A 26,890-nucleotide genomic window follows, 5' to 3' on the forward strand; every position below is an offset into this window, starting at 1 on the left:
GAATTAAAGTAATTTATTAGTATTCTAACTGTTTAGAAACTTCTCGTCAATGGAAAAGTCCAATTTTGCTAATTCTCTCAGGACTTCCTTTTATTTCTATTAAATAGCCTTGCTTTAGGTTGTATATCTCTTAACTATGTTAATGTGGTCGGACGTCTGATTCCGCGGGAATGTCCTCTAAGGTAAGTTTCCCCATAGAAAAAAGCCTGATTCAAAGAACCAGGCTCCTACATCAACTATTCTTTTTTCCATAGACCGGGTCTTCTGCCCACCGTTTATCCATTTCTTCTTTTGTGTAGATAATCCTCATTGGATTACCGCCGACAAAAGCTCCGGCCGGGACGTTCTTATGTACCAAGGTACCGGCTGAAACAATCGCGCCATCGCCAATTGTAATACCGGGGAGAATGGTCGAGTTTGCGCCGATCATCACTTCACTCCCTATTTCAACGGGACCGAGCCGGTATTCTTTAATTAAATACTCGTGTGCTAAAATGGTCGTATTGTAGCCGATCACCGTATTACGGCCCACGCTAATTTTTTCAGGAAACATAACGTCTAGCATCACCATTAAGGCAAAGGATGTTTGCTCACCCACCTTGAGTCCCAAGAAAAAGCGGTAAAGCCAATTTTTCATCCCAAGAAACGGGGTGTAGCGTGCTAATTGAATGACAATGAAATTTCTGACAACCTTCCAAAATGGCACCGTTTTATAAACATGCCATAAGGAGTTTGCCCCTTCAACAGGGAAGCGGGTCGTATTCCTCATTTTCTCACTCTCCGAGCAGTGATATTAGGTCTGCCATATTCTCTAAAATATAATCTGGTTCATATTTTGCTATATAGTCTCTACCTTTAATGGACCAAGCGACCCCTGCCGTTTTTGTCCCAGCATTTTTTCCAGCTAATATATCATGGAAATTATCGCCGACCATCAGCGTTTCTTCAGGTGTTGAACCAAGCTTCTCCAAGGCAAGCATAATGGGTTCAGGATCTGGCTTAACCTTTTTCACATGATCATAGGCAACAATCACATCGAAAAAACGATCAAGTTTTGTCAAGCGCAGGCCTTTAAGTGAAACATCCTCACGTTTGGTCGTGACAATGGCCAGCTTATATCCCTTCTCCTTCAATGTTTCGACTGTTTCAAACACACCTGCAAATTCCTTAACCATTAAATCATGGTTTTCGACGTTATACTTACGATAGTCAGAGACCATCTCCTCCACTCGTTCAGCATCCATCGCACCAAATGTTTCATGAAGTGTTGGACCTAAGAAAGGCAAAACATCTTCCCGCTGATATTTATTCGGATAAAACTTGCCAAGCGTGTGCAAAAAAGTCGATATGATTAACTCGTTTGTATCAATTAAGGTTCCATCTAAATCAAATAGAATCGTAGTAATGTTATTTTTCAATTGTCACACCTGTTTCCTTTCTTCTTAAGATGCCTGAACGTTTCCAAATAAAACCGACAACCAGCGTTAATACAATAGCCACCCCCAACCGAATCAAGAAAAGCGGCCAAACGGGTATCCCAAGCGGAATAAAGATAAGTGTGTCTTCAATTACCGCATGACAGGCCATCAGAAATATAAACGCGAGCGTTACATCTTTTTTACTAACACCATCCTCTTTTACCGCTTGAATCATCACTCCGGCACCATAAGCAAGCCCAAATAGCAGACCGGCAGCCATTGTTGTAGAGGTATTTTCATTCATGCCAAGAGATTTTGTAACCGGCGACATACTAGAAGAGAATTTTTTTAGCCATTCCAAGTCTTTTAAAATTTGGATACCAATCATAAGCGGGATGACAATCATGGCTAGCTGTAAAATCCCCAACATTGCTTTTTCCAATGCCACCATTAAGATTGCAACGACTCCAGAAACCTGCTCCGCTTCTGCCTGAATCATGCCATATTGGGCAGGCTCCGCTCCACCCTGCCATACAAGGTTAATAACAATAGCAGACAGAATGGCAAGACCAAACCTTGTAGTAAAAACAATCCAAAGCTTCACGCCTGCTTTTAGAGCTATACTCGATTCAACGAGTATATTATGAGAAAATGAGAGCATGATCGCTAAGATAAAAACTTCTTTTACCGTAAAATCAAGCGTTAATATCGCACCAATCGCTGCATACAGGTTTAGGAAATTTCCTAAGACGAGCGGTATCGCTGCATCACCTGATAAGCCTAAAAGCTTCATCAGCGGGGAAATGGCCTCGATAAGCCACGGTAATACCGGTGTATATTGCAGCAATGCCACGATGAGCGTAACTGGAAAAATGATTTTCCCCAATGTCCATGTTGTTTTAAAGCCTACAAGTAAACCCTTCTTCATCGAGTTAATCAGCATTTCTCCAAACTCCTCTTTTTAAAAACTAAGCATCTTAATTTGTTAAAGCCTGGTTATTTTTATCTAAGTAACGATCTTCAGCGAGACGTTTCTTGCGACGATACAGCATGATTAAAACTGCTCCAACAATCAAACCAATCGAAATCGTTTGCGCCATCCGAAGACTACCTAGCATTAAACTATCTGTTCTCATACCTTCCACGAAATAACGCCCGACGGAGTACCAGATTACATAGGACAGGAAAAGCTCTCCACGGCGTAAATTCACACGGCGTAGCAGGATTAACAGGATAAATCCCGCAAGGTTCCAGACAGATTCATATAAAAAGGTTGGATGATAATACGCACCGTTTATATACATTTGATTAATGATAAACTCTGGCAGCTGCAAACCCTCCAGGAATGATCTCGTTACCTCTCCACCATGGGCTTCCTGATTCATAAAGTTTCCCCAACGCCCGATGGCTTGACCTAAAATAATACTAGGTGCCGCAATATCAGCTACTTTCCAGAAAGATATCCCGCGTTTTTTTGTAAAAACATAGGTAGTAATAACGGAACCAATTAAGGCACCGTGAATGGCGAGACCGCCATTCCAAATTTGTAGGATCTGGCCAGGATGATCGGCATAATAGCTCCATTCAAATATTACATAATACAAACGTGCCGAGAGGATGGCAATAGGTATCGCCCATAACATTAAATCCGCAAAAGAATCCTTCGGCAGTCCTCTTCTATCTCCCTCTCTTATCGCAATAAATAGAGCAAGCGCTAATCCAATACCAATGATTAGCCCGTACCAATGCACTTGAATTGGACCGAGTGCAAAGGCAATTGGATCTAGTGGCTGTATATTTTCATTCATCTCCATAACCCCTTATCATTAATTATCTTCATTGTCGCCATCTTCAATGACATCTGACAAACGGTCAGTAAATTGCTGTGCAGCATTTACACCCATTCTCTTTAGGCGGTAATTCATAGCTGCTACTTCTATGATTACAGAAAGGTTTCGTCCAGGACGAACTGGTATAGTAATCTTTGTTACCTCGGTATCAATGATTTTCATTTTTTCCTCATCTAACCCGAGGCGATCATATTGCTTCTTCGAATCCCATATTTCTAAATTCATTACCAGGGTAATCCGCTTATTACTGCGGACCGCTCCAGCTCCAAAAAGGGTCATGACATTAATGATTCCCAGGCCGCGGATTTCCAATAAGTGCTCAATTAAATCAGGGGAAGTCCCAACCAAGGTGTCTTGATCTTCTTGGCGGATTTCAACACAATCATCCGCAACCAGCCGATGTCCGCGTTTAACCAATTCCAAAGCAGTCTCACTTTTACCGACACCACTTTTTCCGGTAATCAACACACCAATTCCGTAAATATCGACTAAAACCCCGTGAACAGCTGTTGTAGGTGCAAGTTTACTTTCAAGGAAATTCGTTAGTCTGCTTGAAAACCTTGTTGTCTTCATACTGGAACGAAGAATAGGCACAGATTCACGCTCAGATGCTTCAATGAGCTCAGTGGGAACTTCTAAATCCCTTGTAACGATAATTGCTGGAGTAATGTCGGTGCATAACCGTTCCATTCTCGAGATACGTTCTGCTAAAGGCAATTCGGAAAAAAAGGATAACTCCGTTTTTCCAAGTAATTGAATTCGCTCTGCGGGATAAAACTCAAAATATCCAGCTAATTCAATTCCAGGGCGGGAAATATCACTCATTGTTATCGGGCGATTAATTCCTTCCTCACCACTAACTAATTCAAGCTGAAATTTTTCATATATATCCTTCGTCCGTACTTTTGGCAAAAGAATTTCCTCCTTATTATAAAAGCGTAAGCGCCTGGTCAGTGGCAGATAGAGGGAGCTAGTCGACTGGATTAGACAGAGAGAATGTCTCCCTAAATATACAAAAAACGAGGCTGCTAGTAATTGACAGTAATCAAATTCTAATATTAAATTTATATTCTTCTTATTTTAGCATTTTTTGAATTTGATAACCAAAATTAGAGCATAAAAGCCTCACCATTTCTAATACTTTCTTTTAAATAAGGGGAAATTATCGAGAAGAATGATTTTAAGTGGTATAGACAACTAATCCACACTAGATTATAATAGGCCTAAAGGATGATTAATAAGAATGGAGCTGAAAGCATTGAGTCTACTATTAATAGTTCATGGACAGGCTGTTTTAGCAACAAGTGTTGAAGAATCTATCTATATTTTTATTGAGCAAGGAAAAATCCAAGAACTGGGTCCATTAAGCGATCTTCCAATACATCTAAAAAATGTTAAAAAGATAGAAATTCCGCTTGGACATACCGTTGTTCCAGGCTTCATTGATGTCCACATCCACGGGGCAGCAGGAGCAGATACGATGGATGGATCAACAGAAGCGCTGACCACCATGGCCACTGCCCTTCCTGCAGAAGGAACAACCAGCTTTCTGCCGACAACCATCACCCAAAAGTATGAAAATATTGATCAGGCACTCAGGAATGCTGCTGATTATCAGCAAAACCATAATGATTCCGGTAAAGCAGAAGTGCTCGGTGTTCATTTAGAAGGTCCTTTCATAAATCCGAAACGCAAAGGGGCACAGCCGCTTGAACACATTATCGACCCTTCTATAGATTTATTTAAACAGTGGCAGGAGCTTTCAGGCGGATCGATTAAAATAGTTACAGTTGCCCCAGAGATGGCAAACGGATTGGAGTTTGTCCGTTATTTACATAAAACGGATGTGATTGCCTCCATCGGTCATTCTGATTCCATTTATGAAGAAATGGAACAGGCTGTTCAAGCCGGTGCTAAACAAGTAACCCACTTATTTAACGGGATGAGAGGAATTCATCATCGTGAACCAGGTGTCGCTGGGTCTGCGCTTCTTTTTAAAGAATTAATGGCGGAACTAATCGCTGACGGTATTCACGTTAGACCGGAAATGATGAAACTTGTCATAAACGCTAAAGGGACAGATGGCATGATCCTTATAACCGATGCGATGAGAGCGAAAGGTCTTAAAGACGGAATTTATGACCTTGGTGGCCAGGATGTTTCGGTGGCAAATGGACAAGCACTGCTTGCCGATGGAACATTAGCAGGTAGTATTTTAAAAATGAACGATTCGATTAAAAACATCATCAATGCAGCACAAATTTCTTTAGCTGAAGCGGTAAAAATGGCCAGCGCTAACCCTGCGAAACAATTAAATGTCTATGACCGCAAAGGAAGCATTACGATTGGAAAAGACGCGGACATAACGATTTTATCAGAGGATTACCTGGTTACTTTTACGCTTTGCCGTGGAGAAATTGCATTTAACAGGGGGTTATATGAATGAAGATTATTCGCACCGAAAATTATGAAGAAATGAGTTTAAAAGCAGGTTTACTTTTAACCGAAAAGATTCGCTCAAATCCCAGCATCACGCTTGGCATGGCAACAGGCAGTACGCCAAAAGGAATTTATCAGTATTTAATTAAAGATCATCAAGACAACCGCACGACATATAAACAGGTGAAATCTATTAATTTGGATGAATACATCGGGATAGCGCCCAGCAACCCGAATAGTTATCACTACTTCATGCAAAAAAACTTATTTGAACATTTGGATATTCACGAGGCAAACACCTATCTTCCAAATGGAGCAGCTAGTAACCTGGAGGCAGAATGCGAGCGCTACGAAAAATTGATTGAAGATATTGGCGGTGTAGACCTGCAAATATTAGGGATTGGACAAAACGGTCATATAGGCTTTAATGAGCCGGGGACAAGTTTTGATAGCCGAACCCATATCATTAACCTTGAAGAAGATACCAGGAAAGCAAATTCTCGTTTTTTCAACTCTATAGACGAAGTGCCAAAACAAGCGATTACGATGGGAATTGCGACAATTCTTAAGAGCAAGGAAATCTTCCTTCTTGCCTCAGGTGAAGCGAAGGCAGATGCGCTTGCCAGATTAATTAAGGATGGAATTAGCGAGGACTTCCCGGCATCTGCTTTAAAGTTACATCAGAATGTCACTATCGTTGCGGATGCAGATGCTTTAAAATATATTTAGTAGATTTTGTAAGGAGTGTTTAGGATGATTAACAAAAGTTCGCCCATTCCTATCTATCATCAACTAGAAGAATATCTCAAACAGCAAATTGAAAGTGGTATTTTAATGGAAGAAGCGGCCATTCCCTCCGAACGGGAATTTGCCGAAACCTTTCAAATTAGCCGCATGACCGTAAGACAAGCAATCAATAATTTAGTCTTAGAAGGATATCTAAAAAGACAAAAAGGACGAGGGACATTTGTTAATAAAATAAAGATTGAACAAGAACTCCAGGGGATGACGAGCTTTACCGAGGATATGGTATCACGGGGAATGCAGCCGAGCAGCAAGCTCCTTTCCTTTCAAATCCATCCTGCAGATAAAAAGACAGCCCAGGAATTACAAATTACTCCCAATGACCTTGTCTATACTATCAAAAGAATTCGTTTAGCAGATGGTGTGCCAATGGCACTTGAAACAGCTTATATTCCTGTCAATCTTGTTCCAGGACTAACAGAGGGGAATAGTAATCAGTCACTATACCAGTATATCGAGGAAAACCTCTCCCTATCAATCAGTGAGGCATCACAGGAAATAGAGGCCTCAATTGCCACCATTAAGGAAGCCAAATCACTGGCAATTGAACCAGGTGAACCGATCCTGCTAATAGTCCGAATTTCCTATTTAGCTAACGGCACCCCGTTTGAACTCGTTAAGTCATCGTTTAGGGCAGACAGATATCGGTTTACACATAAAATGAAACGAAAAAAAGAGAAATAGCGCTATGCTATTTCTTTTTTGATGCTTTTGAGGGTTCCAAAAGAGTCTTTTGAATAATTAAATTAACAATCGCCATGATCATAGCAGCAAATAGAGCCATACCAAAACCAGCGATCTCAAACGTTTCTCCCATGAGATAATCTGTCAGCTCGAGCGTAATCGCATTAACTACGAACAGAAACAAACCTAATGTTAAAATGGTGGCTGGTAAGGTAAAAATGATAAGTATCGGCCGCACTAAAACATTTAAGATTGATAATAAAAAGCTCGCTACCAGTGCTGAACTAAAGCCCTCTAAATAAAAGCTTTCAGAAAAATAGCCTGCAATTGCCATAAATAAGAATGCATTAATCAATATGCCTATCAGCCATCTCATTTTCTATGCTTCTCCTATTTTGAAAAACTAAGGTCGTCAGATTTATGAATCGTAACCGATCCCGTTTTCGTATCTGCAAAGATCTTTAATGTACGCTCTGGAATATTGACTGATTGGAAGCGAAGAACCTTTTGAATCATTTCGCTTTTTTCTTCTAGAATCTGAATCCCATCCAGCTTTATATTGAACCCGCCGAGATTCGTCTTTAATTCACCGCTAGCGGCTACTCCATCGGGAATATACAAATCAATCCCGCCAGTTGTAGCTTTTGCCGAAATTAATTCACAACGAGTTCCACTTTGATGATACGTAGTGTTCCCGTTAAAGGTTTGTGTTTCTATCTTTCTGTAGTCACCATCGATTTTGATTGCACCATTTAGCGTCTCGGCCTCAAGGTCATCGATTACGCTGCTTTTTAATGTAATATGCCCGTTTGCCGCTTCGATTTCGGCCTTTTTCCCGTTCAATCGTGCAAATTCCATTTTGCCGTTTGCTGTTTTTGCCCGGAAATCTCTTATCGTCAATTCCTCACCAGATATCGGTCCATTAAACAACCTGACACGAACTCTTTCATATTCTGCCTGCGGAATATAAACCACTGCATCGACCTTCATCCACTTTTGCTGGGTCATAAAACGTAATTTCTGGCCCTCGATGGCAAAAAGAATATCCTTTAAAAAGTTTTGCCGCGCCTGATCTGAATTTTCCACACGATATACTTTTGCCTGACACTCGATGCGGACATCCAGTTGATCCCAAGGAACAATCTTTAATGAACCATTGGCAATGTCAATATCAATATCCTTTAGGTAAACATCAGCTTGATGGAAAATATGTGAGATTTCAACAGACTTTCCAAAGTTTAAATCAATATCTAGATCCTTAACTTTTTTCAAAGCCGAATCAACAAAATCAAAAATCTTATCCTTTGTCGACTGAACCTTTCCATATGCTGATTCTTCTTTTTTCGCTTCTTCAAACTTGAATGCGGTTGATAACTCCTGGGCAATTTTCTCTTGCTTTTGCTCCTGTGTCTGTGTTGCTTTTTCGAGATCTTCAATCAATGACAGTGCTTCATCAACACTTATTTTACCTTCCTCGACCATCTTTAAAATACGTTTGCGCTCTTCTTTCATCATTTCCACCTCAATTATTTTATTCTTTGATAGTTTATTCCCTTGTGAGTACTTTTACGCCTTTTATCACATTCCAGATGACGACAATAATACTGACTAGAATCATGAAAACAACTGTTACAATTGTAAATACGGGTACAACATTATTGTTAATCGCTGAGGCATCATTTATTATCGCAAAAATCAGCAGAGGCACAGGGATGATAGGTATCAAATGCGAAAGTAAAGCCTTTTTTGCATGTACTTTTGTTTCATCATCACCTGAGGCAAAGAAGACAACAAGCGGAAAAAGAAACCCGGCAAAAAAGATACTAAAATAAGATAATGCGGAAAGAACCTTTCTCGTCTCCATAACGTTCAACTCCTTATTCTATTTCTACGAACCGCATAAATTAAAGTTTCATTTTTTTGAAAATTTTAAGATTGCTCTCTACTGGTCAGGTATTTTGTGCCTTTGGCTTGTTTTTTTGAGGTCTGACGTCTGATTCCGCGCGAATTGGTTACAATTCCGCAGGATACGGACAGCATTCTGCAAGTTATGATTTTCATAATAAAAAAGCTAAAACACGAGGTTTTAGCTTTTTATAATGGCTTCTTTTTCTAGAACTTGTTGTTTCATTCGTAAACGATCGCGTTCTAGAACTGGCTTTAAATACTGACCTGTGTAGGATTCAGCCACCTCGGCGACTTTTTCAGGTGTACCTGTGGCGATTATCGTCCCGCCCTTATCTCCACCTTCAGGGCCAAGATCGACAAGATAATCCGCTGCTTTAATTACATCAAGATTATGTTCAATTACAAGTACGGTTTCACCATTTTCAACTAGCCGCTGCAAAACAACCAATAAACGTGAAATATCATCGGTATGAAGACCAGTTGTCGGCTCATCTAAGATGTAGAAGGATTTACCTGATGAACGGCGGTGCAGCTCAGAAGCAAGCTTAACTCGCTGGGCTTCCCCACCTGATAATGTGGTAGCAGGTTGACCAAGTGTAATATAACCAAGCCCGACATCAAAAATTGTTTGCAGCTTGCGGCTGATTTTTGGATGGTTTTCGAAAAACTCCACACCAGCCTCAACTGTCATATCAAGAATATCGGAAATACTCTTACCTTTATATTTCACTTCTAAGGTCTCACGATTATAACGTTTTCCATGGCAGACTTCACATGGAACATAGACATCAGGCAAAAAGTGCATCTCAACTTTAATGATTCCATCCCCACGACAAGCCTCACAGCGCCCACCTTTAACATTAAAGCTGAAGCGACCCTTCTTATATCCGCGTACCTTTGCTTCGTTTGTCGAAGCAAACAAATCACGAACATCATCAAATACGCCTGTATATGTAGCCGGGTTTGAACGGGGGGTTCTTCCGATTGCTGATTGATCAATATCGATGACTTTTTCTAAATACTCTAACCCTTTAATTTCCTTATGTTTTCCAGGCTTTGTTTTTGCCCTATTAAGCTTTTGTGCGAGTGACTTATAAAGTATTTCATTAATAAGCGAGCTCTTACCTGAACCAGAAACACCAGTAATGGCGATGAACATTCCAAGCGGTAGCTTAACATTCACATTTTTTAGGTTATTTTCAGAAGCACCTTTTATTTCGAGATAACGACCATCTGGCTTTCGGCGCTCTAATGGCAATGGAATAAACCTTCTCCCTGATAAATATTCCCCTGTCAATGAATTCGGATCATTCATCACTTCTTGTGGAGTCCCGGCAGAAACAACTTTACCACCATGAACACCTGCTCCTGGACCAATATCAATTAAATAATCGGCTGCAAGCATTGTGTCCTCATCATGTTCAACAACAATGAGTGAATTGCCAATTTCGCTCATCGTCCTTAATGCTTCTATTAAGCGGTCATTGTCACGCTGATGAAGTCCGATAGAAGGTTCATCTAAAATGTAGAGAACGCCAGTTAATCGGGAACCAATCTGTGTTGCCAATCGAATTCGCTGGGCTTCGCCGCCAGAAAGTGTTCCAGCTGCACGGCTTAAACTCAGATAATCCAGCCCTACATTTACAAGGAAACCAAGGCGCTCATAAATCTCTCGAAAAATTAGCTTGCCTATTTGCATTTCTTTTTCTGAAAGCTGTAATTCGGAAAAGAATTGAAGGCTATCTTCAATTGAAAGCTCGGTCAATTGGGAAATGTGACGACCGGAAATGAGTACGGCAAGGCTCTCCTTTTTCAAACGGTGTCCTTTACAAGTCTGACACGGTTTCTCGCCCATGTACTTTTCCATTTGCTCACGGATATAATCAGAGCTTGTTTCTTTAAAGCGTCGCTCTACATTTCTAATAACACCTTCAAACTCGATATGTCCTTCACGGAACTGACCAAAGTCGTTCTCATAACGAAAGTAAATTTTATCCCCTTTGGTGCCATATAGAACTTTTTCTAAAAGATTGTCTGGAATATCCTTAACTGGCATATCCATATCGACACCATAGTGATCACAAACCGCTTGAAGCAGCTGCGGGTAATACTGTGAACTTGTCGGCTCCCATGGCGCAATCGCATGCTGTTTAAGGGATAAATCCTTATTTGGTATCACAAGGTCAACGTCGACTTCAAGCTTCGCTCCGAGTCCATCGCACTCCGAACATGCCCCAAATGGACTGTTAAACGAAAACATCCGCGGCTCTAATTTTCCAATAGAAAAACCGCAATGGGGACAGGACAGATTTTCACTGAAGAGTAGTTCATCCTCACCAATCACATCAACGATAACGTTGCCTTCACCCAGTTTAAGACCCATTTCAAGTGACTCGGCTAGCCTGGCAGCAATCCCTTCCTTTTGGACGATTCGGTCAATTACTACTTCAATCGAATGCTTTTTATTTTTATCTAATGTGATTTCATCCCCAAGGTCAAGCATTTCACCATTTACCCGAACACGGACAAATCCCTGTTTCTTAATATCCTCAAAAACTTTAACATGCGCTCCCTTTCGGCCTGATATAACTGGTGCAAGGATTTGCATTTTTGTTTTTTCTGGATACTCTACTATCCGATCAACCATTTGTTCAATTGTTTGTGCGCTGATTTCGATATGGTGGATAGGACAGGTAGGTCGGCCAACCCGTGCAAATAAAAGTCGAAAATAGTCATATATTTCCGTCACCGTCCCCACTGTTGAACGGGGGTTACGGCTTGTTGTTTTTTGATCAATAGAAATGGCTGGTGATAGTCCATCAATCGAATCGACATCGGGTTTGTCCAATTGTCCTAAAAATTGCCTTGCGTATGCTGATAAAGATTCAACATAGCGCCGCTGCCCTTCCGCATAAATCGTATCAAAAGCAAGCGACGACTTCCCAGAACCAGAAAGCCCCGTTATTACAACGAGCTTATCACGCGGAATCGTGACATCAATATTTTTTAAATTATGGGCTCTGGCGCCTTTTACGATTATTTTATCCATTACCAAGTTTTTGTCATCCTTCCGCTTTCAACTCTAATATTAAATCACGAAGCTCGGCAGCCCGTTCAAAATTAAGCGCTTTTGCCTCTGTCTTCATTTCTTTTTCCATCGTGGCAATCAATTTCTCTTTTTCCTTCTTTGACATTTTACCAAATGACGGCTTATAATCTTCCTGCTCTTCTGCCGCATGAGTGGCACGAATCACATCACGAATACTCTTTTGTATCGTCATTGGAGTAATCCCGTGCTTTTTATTATACTCTTCCTGAATGGCACGGCGTTCCCTTGTTACATTTATCGCCAATTCCATTGAGTTCGTTATCCTGTCCGCATATAAGATGACATGACCATTGGCATTACGGGCTGCACGGCCAATAGTTTGAATTAACGATCGTTCGGAGCGAAGGAATCCTTCTTTATCGGCATCTAAAATGGTAATCAGCGATACCTCCGGAATATCAAGCCCTTCACGGAGCAGGTTGATACCAACAAGGACATCATACGTGCCCAGTCTTAGTTCCCGTATAATCTCAATTCGTTCAAGTGTTTTTACTTCAGAATGTAAATACTGTACTTTAATACCGATTTCCTTCAAATAGTCCGTTAAATCCTCGGACATTTTCTTTGTTAATGTTGTAATTAACACCCGTTCATTATTCTTTATCCGTTCCTGAATTTCACCTATTATGTCATCGATTTGGCCCTGAATTGGACGCACTTCAATCGTTGGATCAAGCAAGCCTGTTGGCCGTATGATTTGGTGAACCATTTCTGGTGTATGCTCCAGCTCATAAGGTCCTGGTGTAGCCGAAACAAAGATGGCATTGTGGATATGCTTCTCAAATTCATCAAAGGTTAATGGTCGATTATCAAGTGCGGAAGGCAGGCGAAAACCATGGTCTACCAATACCTGTTTACGCGCTCTATCACCATTGAACATCCCTCTAACCTGAGGCAGGGTAACATGGGATTCGTCGACAATCATTAAAAAGTCCTCTGGAAAGAAATCGATTAACGTATAGGGTGTGGAACCGGCTGGCCTTAAGGTTAAATGGCGCGAGTAGTTTTCGATTCCAGAGCAAAAGCCCATCTCCCGCATCATTTCAAGATCATACCGCGTACGCTGTTCAAGCCGCTGGGCTTCAAGTAATTTGTTGTCTTCACGAAGTTCAGCTAGTCGCTCTTCCAATTCTTTTTCAATATTTTCAATGGCTTTAAGTAGTTTCTCCTCCCCGGTAACAAAGTGGGAGGCCGGGAAGATTGCGACATGCTCACGCTCGGCAATTATTTCTCCTGTAAGTGCATTAACTTCACGAATCCGGTCGATTTCATCACCGAAAAGTTCAACCCGCAAGCAATGTTCATCACGGGAAACAGGAAAAATTTCAACAACATCGCCCCGGACACGAAAGGTACCGCGTTTAAAATCAATATCATTTCGTTCATATTGGATATCAACTAACCGATGCAGAAGCTTATTACGCTCAATTTCCATGCCTTTCCTGAGTGAAAGCACCATATCCCGGTATTCTTCAGGTGAACCCAATCCGTAAATACAGGAAACACTGGCAATAACGATGACATCTTTGCGCTCAAATAACGACGAGGTCGCCGAGTGGCGTAGCTTATCAATCTCATCGTTAACACTGGAATCTTTTTCAATGAATGTATCTGTCGAGGGAACATAGGCTTCAGGCTGAAAGTAATCGTAGTAGCTAACAAAATACTCAACGGCATTGTTTGGAAAAAATTCCTTGAATTCACTGTAGAGCTGTCCTGCTAAGGTTTTATTGTGGGCAATGACTAACGTCGGCTTAGTTACCTCTTTGATTACGTTTGAAACGGTAAACGTCTTCCCCGTACCCGTTGCACCTAGAAGCGTTTGATGACGCTTATTGTTATTAATTCCTTCTACTAATTGGCGAATAGCTTCTGGCTGGTCACCTTGAGGTGAGTACTTGGAGACTAATTCAAATTGGTCCTTCACAGAGATTTTTCCTCCTGAAAATAGGATTCGGTCCGGCATTCTTCAGCTTGGAAATTTGGGCTGTTGACCGGAAAGGGTGAAGAGATATGTACCCTTTAGTATTAATACTACCATTTTAACACAATTACTCAAAAACAAACCACTAATATGCGAACGAACATTCGTTTTTTTGCATTTTAGCTCAAGGCTGCTATGATTTGCGAAATGAAGCAATTTATTTGAGAAATAAATCCTGCAAGATTATCAGCAAAAAAGCCTGCCGATGATCTGACAGACTTTAATCTTAACTTCTTTTGACGGCTCTTTGCTTCATTTTTGCGGCTAACCAGAAGCCGGCAGTAAGTGAAAAGGCATCAACTACAATGAGCGGGATTGTATTCGTATACCCTTTAAAAGCAGAGGCAGCAATGAGTCCCACCGTTAACACAAGACCAATAATCCGATTATAAGTGACTCGGGTAAAAAGCAAAACGAGTAACCCTGGCAGAATAAGCGCTGACAAGTACCTAATAACTATTTCCAAGCCGGTACACCTCATTCATTGATTTGTCGTTTATTCATTTTAGAAATATATACGGCAAATTGCAATGAAAATGTCTTAATACAGATACCTTATATGCCTTAACGTAACTAATTACAAGTTCCATGTGGACTCGGACAGCCACTGCCGACTTTTTCTACTTGAATGGTACTGTGCTCAACATGGAAATCATCATGGAGAATTTTCTGTGCTTGATGAAGAATCTCATCGTTCACTGCTTCATCAGCAATGCTAATGTGGCAGCTTAACACCGGGTATCCAGAGGTAATCGTCCAAATATGCAAATCATGAACTTCCTCCACCGAGGGAATTCCGCGAAGTGCTGCTTTCACCTGCTCACTATTTATCTGCGAAGGAGCACCTTCCATTAAAATATGAAAGGAATCTTTCGTAACTCTAAATCCGCTGATGATAATCAACACAGCGACAATGACACTGGCAATTGGGTCGGCTAGAGTCCAGCCAAAGAACATAATCAATAATGCGGCAACGATCGCTCCAACTGAACCAAGCATGTCACCAAGTACGTGTAAGAACGCACTTCGAACATTGAGGTTATCGTCCTTATCGCCTCCCATTAAAATCCACGCAGCAATAATATTCACCAATAGCCCAATCGATGAAATAATCAGCATACCTGTGCTCTGCACCTCTGGAGGGGCAATGAAGCGTTGGATGGCCTCATAGAAAATGTAAACAGAAATCGCAATGAGCGTTAAACCATTTAGCGCGGCAGCAATAATTTCAAATCGTTTATATCCATAGGTTTTTCCTTGTGAAGTCTGTTTTTCACCAAGCTTTATTGCAAAAAAACTTAATCCCAGTGCGGCTGCATCACTGAGCATATGTCCCGCATCCGATAATAAGGCCAAGCTATTCGTTAAAAGTCCGCCGATAACCTCGACTACCATAAAGGCAGCGATCAAAATAAAGGCACTTAATAATGCTTTTTTATTTCCTGTTCCTGTATGTGAATGGCCATGTGAGTGTCCATGTGAATGACCATGTGAGTGTCCATGATGATGTCCCATAAAAATTTCCTCCCCCAAAAAGAGCAGCAGCTCTATCGGTTATCTTTTTAGTTTTTTCCTATCGCTACTAACGATACATTTCACTATATACTCTCTAGAAAATTTCGCACTCTTTCATCAACTCACACCCTCATTCAAATCTTCATTTGATTATATGATATTCAAATAGGCATTTGAATGTCAATCATTTTTATTTTTTTAGCTCTTTAAACTTGGCTGTTGATTTCTGCTTCAACCAGGAGAGTTAAAAAATATTTTTACGAAGGTATAAGAAAAAGAAGGATTTCAAGTCCTTCTTCATTTGTTTAATTGGATATGTATTTAACTGCGTAGGAAGCAAGCTGTACTCTGTTGTTGAGGTTCAATTTTTCTAATAGATGCTTCACATGGTTTTTCACGGTATTTTCCGCAATAAACAATGCTTCAGCAATTTGTTTATTTGTCCTTCCTTCTGAGATTAATTGGAGTATTTCCCTTTCCCTGGGTGTCAAAGAATTAATTGCAGGGGTATTCTGTATATCACGTTCTCTAAATTGGTAAAGGAGCTTTCCAGCTATATCTCTCGTACCCTCACTGGTACCATCAACAATCGAATGAAGGTATTGTAGCCAATCATCGGGGTCCATATTCTTTAACAAATACCCCTGGGCACCATATTGAATTGCGGTAAATAAATCTCCTACATGATCTGAAACACTTAATATAATCACTTTTATAAAAGGATTTTTTTCTTTGATAATTTTCGTTGCCTCAAGGCCATCCATAATGGGCATTTGAATATCGATCAATAAGATATCTGGAAGCAGTTCCTCACACCGTTGAATCGCTTCCCTGCCATTTTTCGCTTGGCCAACAACAGTAAAACAGCTATCGTCTTCGAGTATTTCCATTATTGCTTGCCGAGCATGTGGGTGATCATCCGCGATTAGAACTCTATAAGGCATCATGGTTATCGCTTCCTTTTATCGTAAGTTTCGTCCCTTGGCTCCTTTCCGAGGAGAGGTCAAGGACAGCACCTATCTTATCTACTCGCTCTTTCAACATTGCTAGACCATATTGATTTAAGGTGATTGCATCTGTTGAAAAACCCTTGCCATCATCTTTAATTGTCATTTCCCATCCATGAGGTTTCAAGCTTACTAACAAAACAGCGGATTTTGCTCCAGAGTGTTTCCGAATATTAGTAAAAGCCTCCTGAATGATTCCAAATAACTGAACCTCTTCCGATGGACTAAATAACCCCTCTATATCTTCCATTAAAACCGTTGTATCAATCCCAGATACGGTACTCCACTCATTCAACCAAATCTCGGCCCGCTTAGAAAAGGAAATCATCTCAGAAGGATTCATTCGCAAGTTATATATCGCCTGGCGAACATTAGCGTCAATTGAACTTACAAGACCACTAGCTTCATTAACTTTCCCTTTTTTTAAATTTACCTTTAACAAAAACAATGTTTGGGCAATGTTATCATGTAACTCTTTTGCTAACCGTTCTCGTTCTTCATAGACGGCCCGCATTTCTCGCTCCGCTGTAAGCCGTTGGTTATTTTCTTCAATGTTTTTGAACATCCACGTTGTAAATACGTAGGAAATAATTAGTGTTAGTATCGTTATCAAATAATTTCCTACATCCATCGATAAATTGTCGAGTAAGACACTATGCCTGATTAATTCAAAGCCCCCAATAAGCAGCGGTGGTAATAATATTGCAATGATTTTTAACGTACGGTAGGACATCTGTTTTCCCCACCTTTCTTTTACCACTATTAAACCATAGATGTTTCCACTTTATCCTTTTGTCGATATCGGTTTAACAAAGCTATCATAAACTCTTTCGGACTAACGTGATCATTTTTTATTACTTCTAGCTGACATCCATTCTCCATAAAAATCACTTGGTCTGCGACCTCTGCAGCAACGTCCATCATATGTGTTGAAAAAAGGATAGTTGTTCCATCACTTTTATTTTTTTTTAAGAGGTCTATGAACATATTAATCCAATAGGGATCCAGTCCATTTGTCGGTTCATCAAGAATTAGAACAGCAGGATTGGCAGCCCATGCCTGACCAAATAGAAGCCGTTGCCTCATCCCTTTTGATAAGTGTTTAATCATCGTATTTCTTTTTCCCCCTAAGCCAAGGACTTGAATGACTTCCTTAATACGCGTTTGCCCTACCTTACGAAATGTCCCATAAAAGGTTAGAAACTCCGTAACAGTCATTGTTTCTTGAGCGAAAAATTCATCGGGCATATATCCGAGAGAGGAAACATACTCACTTCGATTGATTTTTAAATCGATCCCATCAATCTTAACGGTCCCTTCGCCTGAATCGGAGATTCCGGCAATTATTTGCAGCAGGGTACTTTTCCCAGCTCCGTTTCCTCCACACAAGGCAATACACTCCCCAGAGTCTACATTTAAGGAAAAAGGATAGAGTGCCGTCCTATTTTTAAACCGTTTCGATACACTACTTATTTCCAGACGAGTCATTGCATTCTACTCCTATTCAGACTTAGTAATGATAGTGAAAATAACGTCAGTAAAAAGGCAACCATATACCCTATAAAGATAAGCCAACCAGTATTAGATTGGAATAGCTGGACAACTGCATCATACGATTGCCCAAAGATTGCCCCACTATCCCACTTAATCATTAAAAACACTCGCAAAAACTCGGCTGGATTTAGGTACATTGCTATTTTCATTAACGGATCAATCAGGGTATACGGAACCAAGCCTAATAAAGCAATTAAAGCCGTTGGCCAAATCATAATTAAGAAGAACCAGAAGATCACTGACATCATCAAAGCTTTCCATCTTGTTTTTACGAGTGTGCCGATAAAAATACCAAGTATTAAAAAAACATAGATTAACAGAAACGAAAAAAGGTAAATACCCAATAGCCATTGCACGGTTAGCTGAATTCCAGCTATTAAACCAATCGCCATACTTATCCCAAAGCTAAAGGTGAAAACAACAGCCTGTGCAGTCAGTAATCCAGCAAACTTACCAATTATATACGCTAGAATACTTATCGGATAGGTACATAGGAGTTTCCATTGTCCATTTTCCATTTCATTTGCAATCGAAAATGAACCAATAATCATCATAAAAAGAGGTAAAAGATAAAGGAGTATATTTATAATTGTTCCCGTTACATTCGTAAATCCTGATATCCCTTCTGTATTTCTTGCCAATAAAAACAATAGCGAAAAAACAATGACCCAAAGGAGTAAAATACTATAGTAGGAGCGCTGTCTAGTCATCGTCTTCCATTCATTCAACCATAAATTCCCCATTACGAACTTCCTTTCAAGCAAAAGGACAATCAAGAATGACTGTCCTTTTGTTCTTATCTTCCTTAGTGGCTATCCTTAGAATGGTCCATTCCACTCTTCATCATTTCTTTCATTTCTTTCATCATTTCTTCATTACGTTCCCAAGAATGATTATCAAGTTCATCAGAAGTTAATAGTTTTCCATCATTTTCAGTAATGAATTTTTGAGCATCCTCTTCTGTAGAAAAAGCGATGACATTGTAAGCCATTGGTGTTTTAGTTGGTTTGTCGTACACAAAGAAGGCCATATCTGCCTCTAGCCACTCCTTTGACTGATAGTCTTTTACATATGATTTGGCTATCTTCTTTTCCTCATTCTCCTTCATCCATTTATACATACAACCAAGATCATCAAAAACGATTGCCTTGCCATTTTCAAGAATAATTTGAGTAGCAAACTGGTCATCTTTTATTGCCATATTGCAAACTTCACATTTATCTGTATCTTCGTTAATTGCAACAGGTGTATATTCTTCTTTCTTTCCACAGCCTGAAATTATAATTAACAAAATTAATGACATTGTAAATAATTTAACTATTTGAGTTTTCATCTTCTTCTCCTCCCGAAAAAAATTAATGCTAAACTACTAGAAATCATGAACAGACTCATAAACCAGGCTGGATAATTCCCTTGTTTTTGTTGGTCATTATTCTCTATTTGGTGATTCATTAATGGCTCTTCGTCTGTTACTAGCATTTCTGTCGGACTTTTTAGTACCTTTTGCAGCAATACCATTCCAGGGTGCTGGAAAAAGAGCTGATAGGCTGGTGTTTCCTTGGTAAGATTTAAAAAATATGGATCAGCCTGATAGGGTAGATTACTTTTTCCATCGCCGTCCATATCAAGCTTCATCGCTGCATCCCAAAAATTACGATAGATATAATTATCGGTTCCCTGTTTTGCTTGAATCTCTGTTACATTACTAATATAGGAATTTCCTTCGATAACATTTCCCTTATTCTTCAACAATTGCGTGCCGATAAAATTAGCAATAAATTCGTTGTTTTTAATCTTATTGCCGCTAGAACCTTCAATAAACATTCCTACCCGATTGTTGGAAATATGATTTTTACTTACCTCCGAATTGTGGACATCATAGAGGAGAATACCTTGGGCATTCACATTCTTATTATTCTCGGTGAACTTATTTTCTTCTATGATAGATTGGTTGGAAGCCATTATCATTGCACCTGTAAAATTGTGCTCGGATACATTCTCTTTTACCGTAATTTTATTTGAAAACATAACATGGATTCCATACCTCGAATCCCTAATGGTATTTCCAAACAGGATATTATTATCGCTATTTTCAAGGTAAAAACCGTCTTGGACACCGTTGATTTCAATATTCTCAAAGGCATTCCGGTTGGATTGCCAAAGATCAATCCCGTTTTCATTCGAGAGACCAGTAATCCCAACCTTACGGATATGTGTGTCTTCAACATCCTCCAACTTTATTGCGATTTTCCCAGTATTAATGGTTAGATCCTCGAGAAGATGGTTGGTACCCATTACAACTATCTCGGCTAGACTTTCCTGATTACTACAACCCACAATTTTAATGTTTCTTAGGGTTACGTTTTTTCCTGAGATCGTAATTATTGGTTCGGTAGAACAAAATTTAAAAATGGTTCCCATTTCACCTTCCAACACAATAGGTTTTTTTAATTGAATAGCCTCTTCGTAAACACCGGCCTCTAGCCTTAGAGTACCACCCTCTGGAATAGCATTAATTCGTAATTGCAGGGAATTTTCAGCGGATACGCCCTCACCGAATATTCCCAGCAGCACAACAAAAAATAACACGTTCACTAACCATTTCATTCGAATTTGAGTCCTCCTATGAACATATTTAAAATGGGACATAGTGATTGCATATTATAGTTATAAAATATACCGTTTCATAAATATTTCATATGACTCATAGTGGCTATTTTTTCGAATATCTTTGAAATTTTTTCAAACAAAAAAAGAGACACGAGGCCTCTTCCTATTCCACTTATTATTGTGTTTGGTTTGAAGGTTCTGGGGCGAGAGTTTGGTAGGAGTGTCTCCGGATCGCTAACGCCAGCTCGGCGATGAAATATAAACCAACCGCTGGCCACACCCATGCCCACAACGGCTCAACAACTCCATAAATAGAACTGATGATAGGATGGAGCCATTTTATACATACGACAGAAAGCAGTATCCAGCATAGGGAGAAAGGCAAACAAATATGGCCGTGCAACTGCAGCGGCATTTCAGAGTAATCCCACCATTGCTGATGGAATAGCTTCTGTAACAACGCTCCACTGAGATATTCAATGAAGGTAGGGATAAAAAAGCAAAGAAGGAGGATAACCGCCAGCTTTGTATCAGGCCCAATCAGAAGCACCAAGAGCACAGGTGCAAAGCCATACATTGGCTTAAAAGGTCCCAAGAAAAAATTCGGCTTAAAAAATTTCCGTTTAGTGAAGTAACTATAGCTGTTTTCGAGCAGCCAGCCGGCAAGCGAGTAGATCATAAAATAAAATAGGATAACCGCCGCTCCGTCTAAATTAAAACGTACAGGATTGGTAAACTCTAAAAAGCTAATCACACAGACCAACCACCTTTCATGGATGAGAAATTCCCTTGTTAGGTTTTGCAGATGCATTAGTGTCTATACCGAAAATTCCCCATATCTTTTTCATATTTTTATGGTCATGAATAAAATCGATAAAAAAAACTAGCAAATAAGCTAGCTCGTTCTTTCCTTCTCATTCTTCAAAACGGGAGGTTTCACCTTCTCTTTGATGAGTAACGGTCCATTTTCTTTTATAGAATTTTTTATAGCTATAGTAAATGACAAACAACAGGAGAACAAGTCCCCCCAAGACGTATTCATTTACCTCTTTCGAAATGAAACCTGCAGGTATAAGGGATAAGAAAAAAAAGTAAATAAAATTTCCAAACAATGTCCCAAATAAGAAAGGATAAAAACGAATGGTACTTAAACCAGCTACTAGATTTACAAGACTCGTTGGAAAAAGAGGGAAAATCCTTGCCTGAAACACATAAAGAAACCCTTCCTGCTCTAATTTTTCGATCAGTATTGGGCTTACTTTCTTTATCAGTCCATCTTGAAAAACATATCTAACAATCATAAACAGGAAAATGGAGCCTGCTATACTTGTAACCCAGCTCCATATAAACCCCTTCACAAAACCAAATAGTGCAATATTTATCGTAATAACCAGAATTAGTGGAATGATGGTAAAGGAGTTTTGGACTAACATAATAATAAACGTAAACAAGTAGGAGTAAGCTGAATTTTCACCTAACAGCAATTTTATTGATTCAATATCACCATCCATTAGGGTGGTGAATAAATCTCTGTTCAGCATATAAAAAGAAATACCTAATAACAAAACCAATGCTGCAAGCAGAATTCTAGAATAAGCTTTTTTAGCTTTATTACTCATGGTTCTCCCCTACTTTCTGCTCAACACGGCTTTACACCAGTGTAAATTTACTCTATAAGTATATTTTAATGGATTTTTGAAGGAAAGCAATAAACAAAAAAACTCCTAATTGAACAAAAATGACTCTTTGTACGCAAAAAAGGGGAGATGATGATCATCCCCCCTAATTAACTATTCATTTATCTTACAGTTTTTAATGCACCGCTCCACGCGATAACTTCGTCAAGCATTGCTGTCATATTGTCTTGGTGTAAAGCCTGTGGTTTGAAAACACTTCCGTTTTCAAAATCTGTAAATAATGACAAAGTTGGATGTGTACGAACATCTGCAATTTTCAATTCTCCACAAATTCCACGTAAATGTTCAGCAGCACGAGCGCCGCCTGTTGAGCCATAGCTTACGATTCCAGCAGCCTTGTTGTACCAAGTATCACGTGCTGAATCTAATGCATTTTTTAATGCTCCTGTAATACTGTGGTTGTATTCCTGAACAACGAAAACAAAACCATCTAAGCTAGCAAGCTTTTCATTCCAAGCTTGAACGCCTTGGTCACCAGTACCTAGGAATGGCAAGTTGAAACTAGCGATATCGACGATTTCGTAATTTGCATCTCCACGTTTGTCCGCAATTTCTTTTACCCATTCTCCTACTTGTGGACTTACCCGTCCTTCACGTGTGCTACCTAAGATAATACCGATGTTTAATTTTGTCATTGTTTTTTCCTCCTCATTTGTTTTTCCAAATAATTTATCCAAAAAGCCCAATGCTTACACCACCAATAAAATTATTTTTAAATGCTATCCCTGTTACTAAGAAATATATTTCCCCAAATAGGAAATTTCTATAATTAACAAGTATAAAAAATTAAAAACCCTAAATTCAATTATTATCAATTAAGATATTTTTAATTCAAGATAATAATATAATATTTAATACTCTTTGTCAACACATATACTTGCGAAAATGAAAAAAGCCAAAGAAATACACCTTTGACTTTTTTTAACCTATTTTTTTATCATACTTTCGGCCGTCTTGGACAAATAATATACCAAGTTCATAGTGATCGCCTTCATAAAGTGCCCTCTGAACAAAACGGACCTCTCCGTTTGTGTCGAGAACCTCCAGCTTGCAATGGGCACGATTCTTTTGGATGGCTTCATACAAGACCTCTTCATCGCGAACCTGGACCCCATTAATCTTAGAAACTAATTCTCCTACCTGAAGCCCCATCTTATCCGCTGGTGATTCGGGAATAATCCCAAGGATCATTAGACCATTGTTTCTTTTTGAAAAGTAAAATGGCATGCTATCATCCTTCATCCGTTGCATTAACGATATGACTTCACGACCAATAATTGCGACTGCTGCCACAACAATAGAAACAAGCGGGTACCAGTAACCCACTATAGAAAGAAGCGTAATCAAAATTCCGAAAGCCAGTACCTGACGTCCAAGTAACTCAATTGATTGTTTCGGAAGCATTCCCTGGACTCGTTGAAAAAAACCAACCGCAAACGGAACAAATAAAAGTGAGTAAGTTTCTGCTCCAATATGAAAAACCGGCCACCACTCGAAGGGAAGTGTTAAGGCATTTCCCGGTACTAGCAGAAACATCGGTACGATCCAGAACCGTCTTACCTCATGGTTACCCACACTTTGACCGCGTCTGCTTTTTCCTAGCTTCGGAGAGGTGCCTTTACTGCCATTCTTTATAATTAAAAACCCTTCAGCTACCAACAAAAGCCCCAATAGCACAATGATGGACGGGTACACTTTATAATCAATCGATTCGAACGCTACAGAAAAAAGCGGAAACGTCCAGTTGTTTTCGGCGAATAGGATAATCGCAAAAAAAGCAGCACCCACTGTGTATACTGGAGACACAAGCCGAATATTTGCGGTTAAACTCCAAATAATTGTAAAGACAGCTATGAGGAGGATTGCGGCGAATGGTACAGCAATGCCTACAGCAACAGCAACAAGCGAAATCACTAGGCCGGCTATAATACCGAATGGAAATAACTGTCTTAGCTCAAAATATGCATCAAACGCCCGAATATGGAAGTTCTTCCGTTCCCGCTTTACTCGCATCACGCCTAAAATTCCCGAAAGGAAAACGATATAGTAAAACACAGGATGTAGAAAAAGTTTACCTGTCCCTTTTAACAGCTCAAAAAGCCATGTTTGTACCAATTCCTGCCACCTGCCTCTATTAAAAAAATTTCAAAAACTATTATCCATAAAGTCTCATATGATTATTTTACCAAATTGGAGCAATAAAGCCTATTGCTAGTTCTTAAAAACAGAAAAATGTCGAATCATATCCTTTTGGAGAAAGGATTTCTATGAAGTTACTTCTGCAAATGCCTAATTTCTACAGAATTCTACATTATTTCCGTGGAAATTTCTAAAACTTACACAAACGAGTAGGTTTTTTATTAATTACAAAAAAAATAGAAGCCGAAGCCTCTATTTTTTACTGTGTAATTAGCCTTAGTGCTGTTTGCAGCTGAAGATCATTTTGTTCTTTTTTCATTTCTTTCATTGCCTCATCTTCCAGCTTAGCGGCTGTTTTAGCATCTATCTTTCCAGTTGGCTGCAGGCCGTAATGCTGCTGGAAGCCCTTTACGGCAACAGTGGTTTCTGCACTATAATAGCCATCCGTTCTTCCTGGCTCAAATCCTAAACCAACAAGTATCTCTTGTGCATTCTTGATTTGCTCGCTATTCATATCCTCTTCCAATGGCTTCTCAATCTGAATAGGATGTGTTTCAAATATCGCTGGCTGCTTCATCGCAATATCTGGCTCAATCCCTTTTTTATGAATCCAATTTCCATCTGGAGTCAGCCATTTAAACAAGGTTAATTTAATATTGCTTCCATCCCCCATTGATAGTGGCTGCTGAACGGTACCTTTCCCATAGGTTGTTTCACCGACTAACTGATAACCAGCTGCTTCCTTTAGAGAGCCTGCTAAAATCTCTGATGCTGATGCACTTCCCTTGTTGATTAGGACAACGACAGGGTATTCCTTTTTCTTGGTTAGACTTGAGAAGTGCCGTTCCTTTTCGCCATTACGCATTTCTATTTGAACAAACGGTTTATCCTTCGGAACAAATTCCTTTAAAATTTCCTCCACGCTTAATAAATAGCCTCCTGGGTTACCGCGAACATCTATAATTAATCCTTCAATTTCTTGCTTCTCTAGTGCGCGAAGTTCCTCTTTAAAATCTGCTGCGGTATCCTCAGAGAAAGAGGTAATTTCGATATAGCCAATTTTCTCACCATCCTGCTTTTTAACGGAGGCATGAATGGTTTCAAGCGGGATTTCATCACGGGTAACGTCGATTGAAAGAGGTACCTTTAAACCTTTTCTACTAATTTCCAGAGTTACCTTCGTCCCTTTTTTACCGCGGATTTTTAAGGTTGCTTTATTGAGATCAAGCCCCTCAACTCTGACCCCATCTACTTTTAGAATCTCATCATTCGGCTTCAAGCCTGCTTTTTCTGCTGGAGAATTCTTAAATGGTGAGACGATGACAATTTTTCCATTCTCCATTCCGACCTCGGCACCAATTCCTTCAAAGGATGAATCTAATGACTGACTGAATTGTTTGGCCGTTTCCTTATCCATATAAACTGAATATGGATCATCCAAGACGGTAAGCATACCTTGGATAGCTCCCTCGATTAACTTTTCACTATCAACCTGTTCAACATAGCGTTTCACTATTAAATCATAAGCAAGATTTACTTTTTCAAGATCCTTGGAATCCGCTAATTCCGAATTAGCTTTTTCCTTTTCAAAAATCGTCTGCTCCAGGACCGAGTTTCCATTTGTATTCCCCAGCCACTTCATCCCCGCATAGGTACCGCCGGCTCCTGTAAGAAGCGATCCCGTTAGCAGCAGGGCAAGCCATTTTCTATTCATGCCAGTCCCCCTCATGTTAAGCAGTAATTTGCCAACTTACTATATTATTAGATAAAAGGCATCCAATTCCTGCCGTATTACTAACATATATGTTGAGAGTGGACGAGTTATGAATTAAATCACCAAGCTTCCATTTGCCCTTAAATATTGCCCCTACTATTAGTATCTGATGGAAGTCGCCTAATCATATTATGTTCAAATAGTCTCTCTTCTAGCTTATAAAAAAAGGAAGAAGCTCTTCGCTTCTTCCCAGGCTGTCGAGAAACTTTCGACAGTCTCAGTCTCTTATTGATTTAAGTTTTTTGTACATGTCTGTTGATATGCGTTCCAGGCACTTCGCTTTCCGCGGGCGGTCGGTGAGCCTCCTCGACGCTGCGCGCCTGTGGGGTCTCACCCTGACCTGCTAGTCCCGCAGGACATTGAATAAGCTTCCTTGAATTTGCACCGCACGAAGGAAA

26 protein-coding genes are annotated in these 26,890 nt (G+C 39.8%); 3 read left to right on the forward strand and 23 right to left on the reverse strand.

The window, feature by feature from the left end; all coding sequences use genetic code 11:
* Window positions 1–232: 232 nt before the first annotated feature.
* The 5 genes from NSS81_RS07960 to hprK are packed head-to-tail and all read right to left on the reverse strand — an operon-like array spanning window position 233 to window position 4,180.
* A complete protein-coding gene (locus NSS81_RS07960) occupies window positions 233–769 on the reverse strand; it encodes an acyltransferase (protein WP_342432967.1) in 537 nt (178 codons plus the stop codon).
* A gap of 4 nt (window positions 770–773) precedes the next feature.
* Window positions 774–1,418, reverse strand: a complete 645-nt coding sequence (ppaX, locus tag NSS81_RS07965) for a pyrophosphatase PpaX (protein ID WP_342432968.1) — start codon at window positions 1,416–1,418, stop codon at window positions 774–776.
* Window positions 1,408–2,361 carry a nucleoside recognition domain-containing protein gene (locus NSS81_RS07970; RefSeq protein WP_342432969.1) on the reverse strand — a complete coding sequence of 318 codons (954 nt, stop codon included), beginning with the start codon at window positions 2,359–2,361 and terminating at the stop codon, window positions 1,408–1,410. The genes ppaX and NSS81_RS07970 overlap by 11 nt, the downstream gene beginning before the upstream one ends.
* Window positions 2,362–2,395: 34 nt before the next feature.
* A complete protein-coding gene (lgt, locus tag NSS81_RS07975) occupies window positions 2,396–3,226 on the reverse strand; it encodes a prolipoprotein diacylglyceryl transferase (RefSeq protein WP_342432970.1) in 831 nt (276 codons plus the stop codon).
* Window positions 3,227–3,244: 18 nt separating this feature from the next.
* A complete protein-coding gene (hprK, locus tag NSS81_RS07980) occupies window positions 3,245–4,180 on the reverse strand; it encodes an HPr(Ser) kinase/phosphatase (RefSeq protein WP_342432971.1) in 936 nt (311 codons plus the stop codon).
* A gap of 346 nt (window positions 4,181–4,526) precedes the next feature.
* Here hprK and nagA point away from each other — a divergent pair, with 346 nt between their 5' ends.
* From nagA to NSS81_RS07995, 3 genes are read left to right on the forward strand one after another with little or no spacing between them, the layout of a single operon-like run.
* A complete protein-coding gene (gene nagA / locus NSS81_RS07985) occupies window positions 4,527–5,714 on the forward strand; it encodes an N-acetylglucosamine-6-phosphate deacetylase (RefSeq protein ID WP_342432972.1) in 1,188 nt (395 codons plus the stop codon).
* Entirely contained in the window at window positions 5,711–6,436 is a 726-nt protein-coding gene (gene nagB, locus NSS81_RS07990) for a glucosamine-6-phosphate deaminase (protein WP_342432973.1), read from the forward strand. Before nagA ends, nagB begins: the two co-directional genes overlap by 4 nt.
* 24 nt (window positions 6,437–6,460) lie before the next feature.
* Window positions 6,461–7,195, forward strand: a complete 735-nt coding sequence (locus NSS81_RS07995; protein WP_342432974.1) for a GntR family transcriptional regulator — start codon at window positions 6,461–6,463, stop codon at window positions 7,193–7,195.
* 7 nt (window positions 7,196–7,202) lie between these two features.
* Here NSS81_RS07995 and NSS81_RS08000 read toward each other — a convergent pair whose 3' ends face one another.
* The 18 genes from NSS81_RS08000 to NSS81_RS08085 all read right to left on the reverse strand — a co-directional run bounded on the left by NSS81_RS08000 (window position 7,203) and on the right by NSS81_RS08085 (window position 26,432).
* On the reverse strand, window positions 7,203–7,571 hold the full coding sequence (locus tag NSS81_RS08000) for a phage holin family protein (RefSeq protein ID WP_342432975.1): 369 nt from the start codon (window positions 7,569–7,571) through the stop codon (window positions 7,203–7,205).
* 14 nt (window positions 7,572–7,585) lie between these two features.
* Window positions 7,586–8,710: a DUF4097 domain-containing protein gene (locus NSS81_RS08005; RefSeq protein ID WP_342432976.1), complete on the reverse strand. Its 1,125-nt coding sequence runs from the start codon at window positions 8,708–8,710 to the stop codon at window positions 7,586–7,588.
* 31 nt (window positions 8,711–8,741) lie between these two features.
* Window positions 8,742–9,059, reverse strand: coding sequence for a hypothetical protein (locus tag NSS81_RS08010; protein WP_342432977.1), 318 nt, complete (start codon window positions 9,057–9,059; stop codon window positions 8,742–8,744).
* Between the two features lie 222 nt (window positions 9,060–9,281).
* On the reverse strand, window positions 9,282–12,158 hold the full coding sequence (gene uvrA, locus NSS81_RS08015) for an excinuclease ABC subunit UvrA (RefSeq protein ID WP_342432978.1): 2,877 nt from the start codon (window positions 12,156–12,158) through the stop codon (window positions 9,282–9,284).
* 7 nt (window positions 12,159–12,165) lie between these two features.
* Window positions 12,166–14,139: an excinuclease ABC subunit UvrB gene (uvrB, locus tag NSS81_RS08020; protein ID WP_342432979.1), complete on the reverse strand. Its 1,974-nt coding sequence runs from the start codon at window positions 14,137–14,139 to the stop codon at window positions 12,166–12,168.
* 283 nt (window positions 14,140–14,422) lie between these two features.
* Entirely contained in the window at window positions 14,423–14,656 is a 234-nt protein-coding gene (locus NSS81_RS08025) for a DUF2198 family protein (protein WP_342433970.1), read from the reverse strand.
* 113 nt (window positions 14,657–14,769) lie between these two features.
* On the reverse strand, window positions 14,770–15,711 hold the full coding sequence (locus tag NSS81_RS08030; RefSeq protein ID WP_342432980.1) for a cation diffusion facilitator family transporter: 942 nt from the start codon (window positions 15,709–15,711) through the stop codon (window positions 14,770–14,772).
* A gap of 305 nt (window positions 15,712–16,016) precedes the next feature.
* Entirely contained in the window at window positions 16,017–16,658 is a 642-nt protein-coding gene (locus NSS81_RS08035; RefSeq protein WP_342432981.1) for a response regulator transcription factor, read from the reverse strand.
* The gene (locus NSS81_RS08040; protein ID WP_342432982.1) at window positions 16,645–17,451 is read right to left on the reverse strand and encodes an ATP-binding protein; all 807 of its coding nucleotides are present in this window, start codon (window positions 17,449–17,451) and stop codon (window positions 16,645–16,647) included. The genes NSS81_RS08035 and NSS81_RS08040 overlap by 14 nt, the downstream gene beginning before the upstream one ends.
* A 29-nt stretch (window positions 17,452–17,480) precedes the next feature.
* Window positions 17,481–18,206 (reverse strand): ABC transporter ATP-binding protein, encoded by a 726-nt coding sequence (locus NSS81_RS08045; RefSeq protein WP_342432983.1) that lies wholly within the window; start codon window positions 18,204–18,206, stop codon window positions 17,481–17,483.
* Entirely contained in the window at window positions 18,203–19,015 is an 813-nt protein-coding gene (locus NSS81_RS08050; RefSeq protein ID WP_342432984.1) for an ABC transporter permease, read from the reverse strand. Before NSS81_RS08050 ends, NSS81_RS08045 begins: the two co-directional genes overlap by 4 nt.
* Before the next feature lie 62 nt (window positions 19,016–19,077).
* Window positions 19,078–19,605, reverse strand: coding sequence for a nitrous oxide reductase accessory protein NosL (locus NSS81_RS08055; protein WP_342432985.1), 528 nt, complete (start codon window positions 19,603–19,605; stop codon window positions 19,078–19,080).
* On the reverse strand, window positions 19,602–20,879 hold the full coding sequence (locus NSS81_RS08060) for a NosD domain-containing protein (protein ID WP_342432986.1): 1,278 nt from the start codon (window positions 20,877–20,879) through the stop codon (window positions 19,602–19,604). The genes NSS81_RS08055 and NSS81_RS08060 overlap by 4 nt, the downstream gene beginning before the upstream one ends.
* A gap of 178 nt (window positions 20,880–21,057) precedes the next feature.
* Window positions 21,058–21,636 carry a putative ABC transporter permease gene (locus tag NSS81_RS08065; protein ID WP_342432987.1) on the reverse strand — a complete coding sequence of 193 codons (579 nt, stop codon included), beginning with the start codon at window positions 21,634–21,636 and terminating at the stop codon, window positions 21,058–21,060.
* 160 nt (window positions 21,637–21,796) lie between these two features.
* On the reverse strand, window positions 21,797–22,501 hold the full coding sequence (locus NSS81_RS08070) for a VTT domain-containing protein (RefSeq protein ID WP_342432988.1): 705 nt from the start codon (window positions 22,499–22,501) through the stop codon (window positions 21,797–21,799).
* Window positions 22,502–22,680: 179 nt separating this feature from the next.
* On the reverse strand, window positions 22,681–23,265 hold the full coding sequence (locus NSS81_RS08075) for an NAD(P)H-dependent oxidoreductase (protein WP_342432989.1): 585 nt from the start codon (window positions 23,263–23,265) through the stop codon (window positions 22,681–22,683).
* A 235-nt stretch (window positions 23,266–23,500) separates the two neighbouring features.
* Window positions 23,501–24,694 carry a PDZ domain-containing protein gene (locus tag NSS81_RS08080; RefSeq protein ID WP_342432990.1) on the reverse strand — a complete coding sequence of 398 codons (1,194 nt, stop codon included), beginning with the start codon at window positions 24,692–24,694 and terminating at the stop codon, window positions 23,501–23,503.
* Between the two features lie 283 nt (window positions 24,695–24,977).
* Entirely contained in the window at window positions 24,978–26,432 is a 1,455-nt protein-coding gene (locus tag NSS81_RS08085) for a S41 family peptidase (RefSeq protein WP_342432991.1), read from the reverse strand.
* Window positions 26,433–26,890 lie beyond the last annotated feature (458 nt).

It is taken from the genome of Neobacillus sp. FSL H8-0543 (assembly GCF_038592905.1).
In the GTDB taxonomy this organism is placed as follows: domain Bacteria; phylum Bacillota; class Bacilli; order Bacillales; family Cytobacillaceae; genus Neobacillus.

What these genes read in the sequence shown, in the direction of transcription:
- NSS81_RS08000 (WP_342432975.1), bottom strand. Translation starts at nt 7,571, where the DNA reads ATGAGATGGCTGATAGGCATATTGATTAATGCATTCTTATTTATGGCA.
- NSS81_RS08055 (WP_342432985.1), bottom strand. Translation starts at nt 19,605, where the DNA reads ATGAAAACTCAAATAGTTAAATTATTTACAATGTCATTAATTTTGTTA.
- NSS81_RS08045 (WP_342432983.1), bottom strand. Translation starts at nt 18,206, where the DNA reads ATGACTCGTCTGGAAATAAGTAGTGTATCGAAACGGTTTAAAAATAGG.
- NSS81_RS08085 (WP_342432991.1), bottom strand. Translation starts at nt 26,432, where the DNA reads ATGAATAGAAAATGGCTTGCCCTGCTGCTAACGGGATCGCTTCTTACA.
- lgt (WP_342432970.1), bottom strand. Translation starts at nt 3,226, where the DNA reads ATGAATGAAAATATACAGCCACTAGATCCAATTGCCTTTGCACTCGGT.
- NSS81_RS08005 (WP_342432976.1), bottom strand. Translation starts at nt 8,710, where the DNA reads ATGATGAAAGAAGAGCGCAAACGTATTTTAAAGATGGTCGAGGAAGGT.
- NSS81_RS08040 (WP_342432982.1), bottom strand. Translation starts at nt 17,451, where the DNA reads ATGTCCTACCGTACGTTAAAAATCATTGCAATATTATTACCACCGCTG.
- NSS81_RS08010 (WP_342432977.1), bottom strand. Translation starts at nt 9,059, where the DNA reads ATGGAGACGAGAAAGGTTCTTTCCGCATTATCTTATTTTAGTATCTTT.
- NSS81_RS08060 (WP_342432986.1), bottom strand. Translation starts at nt 20,879, where the DNA reads ATGAAATGGTTAGTGAACGTGTTATTTTTTGTTGTGCTGCTGGGAATA.
- NSS81_RS08070 (WP_342432988.1), bottom strand. Translation starts at nt 22,501, where the DNA reads ATGAGTAATAAAGCTAAAAAAGCTTATTCTAGAATTCTGCTTGCAGCA.
- NSS81_RS07970 (WP_342432969.1), bottom strand. Translation starts at nt 2,361, where the DNA reads ATGCTGATTAACTCGATGAAGAAGGGTTTACTTGTAGGCTTTAAAACA.
- NSS81_RS08035 (WP_342432981.1), bottom strand. Translation starts at nt 16,658, where the DNA reads ATGATGCCTTATAGAGTTCTAATCGCGGATGATCACCCACATGCTCGG.
- nagB (WP_342432973.1), top strand. Translation starts at nt 5,711, where the DNA reads ATGAAGATTATTCGCACCGAAAATTATGAAGAAATGAGTTTAAAAGCA.
- NSS81_RS08050 (WP_342432984.1), bottom strand. Translation starts at nt 19,015, where the DNA reads ATGGGGAATTTATGGTTGAATGAATGGAAGACGATGACTAGACAGCGC.
- NSS81_RS07960 (WP_342432967.1), bottom strand. Translation starts at nt 769, where the DNA reads ATGAGGAATACGACCCGCTTCCCTGTTGAAGGGGCAAACTCCTTATGG.
- NSS81_RS07995 (WP_342432974.1), top strand. Translation starts at nt 6,461, where the DNA reads ATGATTAACAAAAGTTCGCCCATTCCTATCTATCATCAACTAGAAGAA.
- NSS81_RS08030 (WP_342432980.1), bottom strand. Translation starts at nt 15,711, where the DNA reads ATGGGACATCATCATGGACACTCACATGGTCATTCACATGGACACTCA.